The sequence below is a fragment of the Propylenella binzhouense genome, assembly GCF_009866965.1.
Taxonomy (GTDB): domain Bacteria; phylum Pseudomonadota; class Alphaproteobacteria; order Rhizobiales; family Afifellaceae; genus Propylenella; species Propylenella binzhouense.
The window spans coordinates 1-8,283 of record NZ_SPKJ01000137.1 but is presented as its reverse complement, the minus strand read 5'-3'; the positions used below and the strand labels follow the sequence as shown (position 1 = coordinate 8,283).

Genomic DNA, 8,283 nt, shown 5'->3' with positions numbered 1-8,283 from the left:
GGCCCGGCGGCGGGATGGATGCGCGTTGCGGGCGCGCGGCCCGGGAAGCGGGCCGGCGCCAGCCGCAGCATGGCCGCGAGCCGGCGGAAAGGCCCGCCGAAGGCGTCGAGAGCCGGCGCGAGCGGACGGGCGAAGAAGGCGGCGGCGAGCGCCAGGCGGAAGCGGCCGCGATAAGGCAGGATCGCCGCCAGCAGGGAGCGCGTCAGCCGGTCCCCGAGCGGCCGGCGATAGGTCTCCTCGACCCGGACGCGCGCCTGGTCGACGAGATGCATGTAGTCGACGCCGGACGGGCAGGTCGTCATGCAGGAGAGACAGGAGAGGCAGCGGTCGATGTGGAGGGCGACCTCGGACGAGGCCGGCCTGTCCTGCTCGAGCATGTCCTTGATGAGGTAGATCCGCCCGCGCGGGCTGTCGAGCTCGTTGCCGAGCTCGACATAGGTCGGGCAGGTCGCGGTGCAGAAGCCGCAATGCACGCATTTCCTGAGGATGGCGTCGGCTTCGCGGATTGCCAGATCGGCGAGCTGGGCGGGAGAGAAGGAGGTCTGCATCGGTTCAGTTCGCCGCCGGCATCCGCCCCGGATTGAGGATTCCCGCCGGGTCGAACTGCGCCTTGAGACGGCGGGAGAGCGCGGCCAGCGCGGCGGGCTGGGTCTGGAACGGCTCGATCGCGGCGCGGACCGCGGCGTCGCCGCGCACGAGCGTGGCGTGGCCCCCGCCCGTAGCGGCGACCGCCGCCCGGACCGGTGCCGCCCCGCCATCGCCGATGCCGCTCCCGGCCTCGATCCAGACGAGACCGCCGGACCAGTCGTAGAAATGGGAGAGCGCGTGGCCCTCCAGGGCGGAGACGAGGGCCGGCCCCGCCATCGGCGCCACGCTCGCCCGCCAGAGCGGAGCGTCGCTTCCGGCGAAGGGCGCGGCGTCGCGGATTGCCCGCCAGAGCGCCGCCGAGGGCGCGCCTTCCAGCCGCTCGGCCCCGCCGAGGCCGGAGAGCAATGCTGCGAGCCGCTCCAGCCGATAGGCGACCGAGGGCGCGAAACCTTCGAGCCTGAGGCAGGTGGCGGCACGGCGGCCGGGGAGCCCGGCAGCCTCGGCCGCGGCGGACGGCAGGTGCGCCGCGCCGGAGACCTCGTAGGGCGATCCCATCGCGGCGCAAAGCGTCCGCACCGCCTCGCCGTCCGCCAGCCCGCGGATCACGAGCGTGGCGGTCGCTTCCGGGCGCGGCAGCACCTTGACCGTGATCTCGGTCATCACGGCGAGCGTGCCCCAGGACCCGGCGAGGCCGCGGGCGAGGTCGTAGCCGGTGACGTTCTTCACGACCCGGCCGCCGGCCTTGAAGACCTCGCCGCGTCCGGAGACCGCCGTGACGCCGAGCACGTGGTCCCGTGCCGCGCCCGCCTTGATGCGGCGCGGCCCGCTGACATTGCCGGCGACGATTCCGCCGATCGTGCCGCGCCCTGCCGCGCCGCCGCCGATCGGCCCGTGATCCATCGGCTCGAACGGGAGCTCCTGCCCGTGCTCCGACAGCAGCGCCTCGATCTCCGCCACGGGGGTGCCCGCCTTGGCGGACAGCACGAGCTCCTCCGGCTCGTAGAGCGTGATGCCGGAGAGGGCGGCGAGATCGAGCGTATAGGCGGCCTGGACCGCCCGCCCGACCGACCGCTTGGTGCCATGGCCGAGGATTTCGAGCGGCGTCGCCTCTGCCGCCGCCCAGGCGACGAGTTCGCGCACGCCTTCGGTCGTGTCGGGCCGGAACGTCGCGCCCTGGTTTGCCATCGGCATTCCCTCCCCCGTCAGAAGCGCGGAAGGTCGGGGAACGGCATCTGCCCGCGGTGCACATGCATGCGGCCGAGCTCGGCGCAGCGATGCAGCACCGGAAACACCTTGCCGGGATTAAGGAGCTGATCGGGATCGAAGGCGCATTTGACGCGCTGCTGCTGCATGAGGTCGGTCTCGGAAAACATCGCCGGCATCAGATCCCGCTTCTCTACGCCGACGCCGTGCTCCCCGGTCAGGACGCCCCCGACCTCGACGCAGAGCCGAAGGATGTCGGCGCCGAACGCTTCGGCCGCCTCGAGCTCGCCCGGCTTGTTGGCATCGTAGCAGATGAGCGGATGGAGGTTGCCGTCCCCGGCATGAAAGACATTGGCGACCAGGAGACCGTATTGCCCGGAGAGCTCCCGCATCCGGTGGAGCACCGCCGGCAGCGCCTTGCGCGGGATGGTGCCGTCCATGCAGTAATAATCGGGCGAGATCCGGCCGACCGCCGGGAAGGCGGCCTTCCGCCCCGCCCAGAACAATTGCCGCTCGGTCTCGCTCTGCGACACGCGCACATAGCTCGCCCGGTTCGCGCGGCCGATCTGTTCGACGCGGTCCAGAAGGAAGTCGACCTCCCCCTTCGGCCCGTCGAGCTCCACGATCAGCAGCGCCTCGACGTCGCGCGGATAGCCGGCGCGGACGTAGTCCTCGGCGGCATGGATCGCGGGCCGGTCCATCATCTCCATGCCGCCCGGAATGATGCCGGCCGCGATGATCTCGGCGACGCATTGCCCGCCGTCCTCGCTCGAGGGAAAGCCGAGGAGCACGGCACGCGCCGTCTCGGGCGCCTGCAGGATGCGGACCGTGACCTCCGTGACGACGCCGAGCAGCCCTTCGGAGCCGGTCATCAGCGCGAGGAGATCGTAGCCCTCCGCGTCGAGATGCTTGCCCCCGAGCCGGATCACCTCGCCGTCGACGAGAACCATCTCGAGCCCGAGAATGTTGTTGGTGGTGATGCCGTATTTCAGGCAGTGCACCCCGCCCGAATTTTCCGCGACATTGCCGCCGATCGAGCAGGCGATCTGGGACGAGGGGTCCGGCGCGTAATAGAAGCCGCGATCCGCCACCGCGTTGGTGATGTTGAGATTGGTCACGCCGGGCTGGACGGTGACGGCGCGGTTCTCGAAGTCGATCTCGAGAATGCGGTTGAACCGCGACATCACCAGCAGCACCGCATCCGCGAGCGGGAGGGAGCCGCCGGAGAGCGACGTGCCCGATCCGCGCGGGACGACACGGATGCCGCTCCCGCTGCAATAGCGCAGGATCGCCTGCACCTCGGCCGTGTTCTCCGGAAGCGCGACGACCAGGGGCGTCTGCCGGTAGGCGGTCAGACCGTCGGATTCGAACGGCCGCAGCCCGTCCGGATGGTCGACGACCCATTCCGTCCCGACGATCGCCCGCAGCGCCTCCGCGATTTCCCCCCGCCGGGCGAGGACGCCCTCGTCGGCCTTCGGCATAGCCAGTCGCGTCATTCGTCCGTCCGGTGGTCCGAATATTTGACCACCTAGTTACGAACTTTCCGGGCTGCTGTCGAGCCGGCCGCGCGGCGGGGCAACACATACACATTACCCGATGTTATAGACGTGGCTGGTCGGCTCCCGGCCTGGATATGGAGGAAACGGAATGCTGAAGCGGATTGCGATCGCGACTGTCCTCATCGGAGCTGCCGTCGGGAGCGCCGACGCGCAGAGCGACCTCGAGAAGGCCGGCGCGAACGTGTTCAAGAAATGCGCGGCCTGCCATGCCGTCGGCGAAGGCGCCAAGAACCGGGTCGGACCCGAACTCAACGACGTGGTCGGGCGCACCGCGGGCACCGCCCCGGACTACAAATATTCCAACGCGATGAAGGAAGCCGGCGAGAAGGGCCTCGTCTGGGGCGACGAGACGCTGCACAAATATCTCGAGAATCCGAAGGCCTTCATACCGGGCAACAAGATGACCTTCCCCGGCCTCAAGAAGGAGGACGAACGCGACGCCGTCGTCGCCTACCTGAAATCCTTCAGCAAGGGCGGCTGAGCGGCCGAACCAGGGCCGGCGCGGAGCCGGCCGGCCTATTCGGCGTGCGCGCGGCGGATCCGCCTGACGAGCAGCCAGACCGCCAGCATGACGGGCGGGACCGCCGCGGCCGCGAGCAGCGCCGGATCGAACTCCGGCGCGTAGGATTCGAGCCCCTTCGCGAAATATGAGAGGAGGCCGACGACGTAATAGCTGACGGCCGCGACGGAGAGCCCCTCCACCGTCTGCTGCAGCCTGAGCTGCTGTCGGGTCCTCTGCTCCATCGACTTCAGCAGGTCGCGGTTCTGGCGCTCGAGCTCGACGTCGACGCGGGTGCGCAGGAGATCGGCCGCGCGCGCGAGCTTCCGCGAGAGGTCGGCCTGGCGGTTCTCCACCGCGCGGCAGGTGCGGACGGCCGGGCCCATGCGGCGCGACAGGAAGATCTGCCAGGTCTCGTAGCCGGGGATGGCCTGCTCGCCGATCACTCCCAGCCGCTGGGCGACGATCTCGTCATAGGCGCGGCTGGCGGCGAAGCGGTAGAGGCTCGCCACCGCATCCGCCTCGAGGTTTGCCGAGAGCGCGATCAGCTCGTCGAGAAGCACATGGCTGTCTCGGCCTTCGGGCTTGCGCATCTCGGCGGTGATGCGCGCGAGCTCGCCCTCGATCCGGCCGAGCGCCGGCGCGAGCCGCTGCGCCACCGGCAGGCCGAGCAGCGTCAGGGTGCGATAGGTCTCGACCTCGATCAGCCGCTGCGTCAGCGCGCCGGCGCGCGCTTCCCCGAGCCCGTCATCGAAGACGAGGATGCGCGTGAAGCCGTCGGCATCCTGCCGGAAGTCGGTGGCCGCCCGCGCCGTGCCGCCGTCCATCACCGAATAGCAGAGGCTGGTCGGATGGAAGCGGGCGAGCTCGGCTTCGCCGGAGGGGCCTGGGCAGAGATCGAGCCGGATCGCGGCGACGAGCGCTCCCGGCCCCCGGAAGGCATCCCCGAAGGGATGGCCGCGCACGGGCTCGTCGAGATCGGCCGGGGACGGCGCGTCCCAGGTCCAGGTCGTGAACTCGGTATGCCGCTCCCAGCGCAGCCGGCCGGGGCCCCAGTTCATCGCGAAATGGCGGGCCTCGGGATCCGGCCCGGAGAGGCCGCGGCTCCGTGCCAGCTGGCCGACGGTCGCAGCGTCCTGGTCCGGCCCGGATTCGGCGAGGAAGGCGAGCTGCAGGATGGTGCGCGGGGCGGCGACGAGCTGGAAGGGGCGGGAATGGAGCTCGCCGAGGATGAACGGCCGCAGCGGATGCGGCCGCAGGCCGTAGGGCGCGCCAAGCGGCGCCTCGCCCGATCCCCCGCTCGGCTCCCCGCCGGGCTCCCGGCGCGTTTCGCTGTCATTCATGGCCCCCTCCTCCCGCTCCGACACCTACAGGAAGTCGCCGCTCGCGACGATGCCGGGCAGCCGCCACGGCCGCCGGCGGGACAAAGCATCGCATGTGGAAATTCATTCCACGAGCAGCACAAGGGCGGTGGCAAAGAATGTTGACCGGCAGGCGCGGCCCCGCCTATGGTCGGCGGCCCGGCGAGACCATGTTCCACAAGATCGCTCACGACCGCACCGCGGATGCCGTCATCGGCCAGATCGAGGCGCTCATCCTCGAGGGCGTGCTGCATCCCGGCGACCGGCTGCCGGCGGAACGCGAGCTCGCGCTCCGGCTCGACGTGTCGCGCCCGATCCTGCGCGAGGCGCTGAAGGCGCTCGAGGAACGCGGCCTGCTGCGCACCCGCCACGGCGAGGGCACCTTCGTCGCCGAGGTCACCGGCGCCGTCTTCACGGACGCGATGACGGATCTCGTGCGCCGGAACGCGCAGGCGAACGCGGACTATCTGGAGTTCCGCCGCGACATCGAGGGGATCGCCGCGGCCCATGCCGCCGAGCGCGCGACGGAAGCCGACCGCGCCATCCTCGACGAGACCATGGCCGGCATGCTCGCCGCCCACCGTGCCGGCGACCCGGACGCGGAGGCGCGGATCGACGTGGAGTTCCACAACGCCGTGATCGAGGCGGCGCACAACCTCGTCCTGCTGCACGTGATGCGCTCCTGCTACCGCCTCATCGCCGAGGGCGTCGTCCACAACCGGCTGAAGCTCTACCGGCGGCCCGACTGGCGCGAGGCGCTGCTCGCGCAGCATTGCGCGATCCATTCGGCCATCGTCGCGCGCCGGCCGGAGGAGGCGCGCGCGGCGGCGGAGCGCCATATCGACTTCATCAGGACGCAGGTCCGCGCGATCGACGAGACCGACGCCCGCCAGGCGGTCGCCGCGCTCCGGCTCGAGAGCCATCGCCGCGCGGCGCGGCTCGGGCCGATCGCGCGCACCGCCGCCGAATAGGAGCCCCCTTGCCCCCGAACGCGCCCCCGCGGCCCCGCGTCGCGCTCTTCGTCACCTGCCTGGTGGACTTCTTCCGCCCGAGCGTCGGCTTCGCCGCGATCAAGCTGCTCGAGGAGGCCGGGTGCATTGTCGTGGTGCCGGCGGCGCAGACCTGCTGCGGCCAACCGGCCTATAATTCCGGCGACCGAGGCGACGCCGCCGAGCTCGCCCGGCGGACGATCGCCGCCTGCGAGGGCCACGATTACGTCGTGGCGCCGTCCGGCTCGTGCGCCGGCATGATCCGGAAGCACTATCCGGCGCTCCTCGCCGACGACCCGGACTGGAGCGGCCGCGCCGCCGCGCTCGCCGCGCGGACGCACGAGCTCACGAGCTTCCTCGCCGATGTGCTCGGCGTGGCGGCGGTCGGGGCGCGCTTCGCGGGCACCGTCACCTATCACGATTCCTGCGCCGGCCTGCGCGAGCTCGGCATCCGCGCGCAGCCGCGCCGGCTGCTCGCGGGCGTTGCCGGCCTCAGCCTCGCCGAGCTGCCGGACGCCGACATATGCTGCGGCTTCGGCGGCACGTTCTGCGTGAAATATCCGGAGATCTCGAACGCGATCGTCGCGGAGAAGGCGGCGAAGGTCGCCGCCACCGGCGCCGGCACGCTGCTTGCCGGCGATCTCGGCTGCCTCATGAACATGGCCGGCAAGCTGCAGCGCGAGGGGAGCGCGGTGAAGGTGCGCCACGTCGCCGAGGTGCTCGCCGGCATGGCCGACGGCCCGGCGATCGGCGAGCCCGGCGAGACGGAGTGAGCGCGATGGAGATCACCTCGGCCGCCTTCAGGGAGAACGCCGTCGCGGCGCTCTCCGACCCGCAGCTCCGCCGTGCGCTCGCCAATGCCGGCGGCGGCTTCGTCGAGCGGCGGCGGCAGGCGGTGGCGGCGCTGCCGGAATTCGAGCGGCTGCGCGACGAGGCGAAGCGGATCAAGGACCACGCCCTCGCGCATCTCGATCTCTACCTCGAGGCCTATGAGCGGAACGCCGAGGCCGCGGGCGGGCAGGTCCACTGGGCCGAGACGGCGGCGGATGCCCGCGCGATCGTGCTGGCCATCTGCCGGGGCGCCGGGGCGCGCACGGTGACGAAGGGCAAGTCGATGATCGCGGAGGAGATCGCGATCAACGCGCACCTGGAGGCGGCCGGCATCGTCCCGGTCGAGACCGATCTCGGCGAATACATCATCCAGCTCCGCGGCGAGGGGCCGAGCCACATCATCGCGCCGGCGATCCACGTCAACCGCGACCAGATCGAGGCGGAGTTCCGTCGCGTCCACACGCATCTTCCGCCGGAGCGGGACCTGCGCGAGCCGACGAGCCTGCTCGCCGAGGCGCGGGGCGTGCTGCGGCAGAAGTTCCTCGCCGCCGATGTCGGCATCACCGGCGCCAACTTCCTGGTGGCCGAGACCGGCAGCTCGATCATCGTGACCAACGAGGGCAACGGCGATCTCAGCCAGACGCTCCCGAAGGTCCACATCGTGCTCGCCTCGATCGAGAAGGTGGTGCCGACCCTCGAGGACGCGGCGACGCTCCTGCGCGTGCTGGCGCGCTCGGCGACCGGCCAGGACATGTCGGTCTACACCACCTTCTCGACCGGGCCGCGCCGGCCGGAGGATCCCGACGGGCCGGAAGCCTATCACGTCGTCATCCTCGACAACGGCCGCAGCGCCATGCTCGGCACCGCGTTCCAGGAGATGCTGCGCTGCATACGCTGCGGCGCCTGCATGGACCATTGCCCGGTCTACCACGCGGTCGGCGGCCACGCTTACGGCGCGCCCTATGTCGGGCCGATGGGCGCGGTGCTCGACCCGGCGCTGTTCGGGCTGGAGCGGACCAAGGATCTGCCGAACGCCTCCACCTTCTGCGGGCGCTGCGAATCGGTCTGCCCGGTCCGCATCCCGCTTCCGAACCTGATGCGGCACTGGCGCGAGAAGGAGTTCGAACGCGGCCTGCAGCCGGCGACGCAGCGCTTCGGCCTGTCGCTCTGGGCGGCGCTCGCCCGCCGGCCCGCGCTCTACCGCGCGGCGACGGCGCTCGCGGCCCGCACGCTCTCCGGCCTGTCGCGGCGCG

At 71.3% G+C, this 8,283-nt stretch carries 8 protein-coding genes; 4 read left to right on the top strand and 4 right to left on the bottom strand.

All coding sequences use genetic code 11. From position 1 onward, the window contains the following. The 3 genes from E4O86_RS21270 to E4O86_RS21260 form a co-directional block, all read right to left on the bottom strand. On the bottom strand, positions 1-548 hold a 548-nt coding region (locus tag E4O86_RS21270; RefSeq protein ID WP_161142554.1), incomplete at its 3' end, for a 4Fe-4S dicluster domain-containing protein. Between the two features lie 4 nt (positions 549-552). After that, the gene (gene glcE / locus E4O86_RS21265) at positions 553-1,773 is read right to left on the bottom strand and encodes a glycolate oxidase subunit GlcE (RefSeq protein ID WP_161142553.1); all 1,221 of its coding nucleotides are present in this window, start codon (positions 1,771-1,773) and stop codon (positions 553-555) included. A 17-nt stretch (positions 1,774-1,790) separates the two neighbouring features. Next, on the bottom strand, positions 1,791-3,287 hold the full coding sequence (locus E4O86_RS21260; protein ID WP_161142552.1) for an FAD-linked oxidase C-terminal domain-containing protein: 1,497 nt from the start codon (positions 3,285-3,287) through the stop codon (positions 1,791-1,793). 151 nt (positions 3,288-3,438) lie between these two features. Between E4O86_RS21260 and E4O86_RS21255 the strand changes: the two genes are divergently transcribed. Then, positions 3,439-3,831: a c-type cytochrome gene (locus E4O86_RS21255; protein WP_161142551.1), complete on the top strand. Its 393-nt coding sequence runs from the start codon at positions 3,439-3,441 to the stop codon at positions 3,829-3,831. A gap of 35 nt (positions 3,832-3,866) precedes the next feature. Here the strand turns inward: E4O86_RS21255 and E4O86_RS21250 are convergent, their stop codons facing one another. Then, positions 3,867-5,192, bottom strand: coding sequence for a DUF3422 family protein (locus E4O86_RS21250; RefSeq protein ID WP_161142550.1), 1,326 nt, complete (start codon positions 5,190-5,192; stop codon positions 3,867-3,869). A gap of 137 nt (positions 5,193-5,329) precedes the next feature. Between E4O86_RS21250 and E4O86_RS21245 the strand changes: the two genes are divergently transcribed. From E4O86_RS21245 to E4O86_RS21235, 3 genes are all read left to right on the top strand, one after another. Beyond that, the gene (locus E4O86_RS21245) at positions 5,330-6,181 is read left to right on the top strand and encodes an FCD domain-containing protein (RefSeq protein WP_205521025.1); all 852 of its coding nucleotides are present in this window, start codon (positions 5,330-5,332) and stop codon (positions 6,179-6,181) included. Positions 6,182-6,189: 8 nt separating this feature from the next. Beyond that, the gene (locus E4O86_RS21240) at positions 6,190-6,972 is read left to right on the top strand and encodes a (Fe-S)-binding protein (RefSeq protein ID WP_161142549.1); all 783 of its coding nucleotides are present in this window, start codon (positions 6,190-6,192) and stop codon (positions 6,970-6,972) included. 5 nt (positions 6,973-6,977) lie between these two features. Continuing rightward, positions 6,978-8,283 (top strand): LutB/LldF family L-lactate oxidation iron-sulfur protein (locus E4O86_RS21235; protein WP_161142555.1); only part of this gene is annotated, 1,306 nt, incomplete at its 3' end.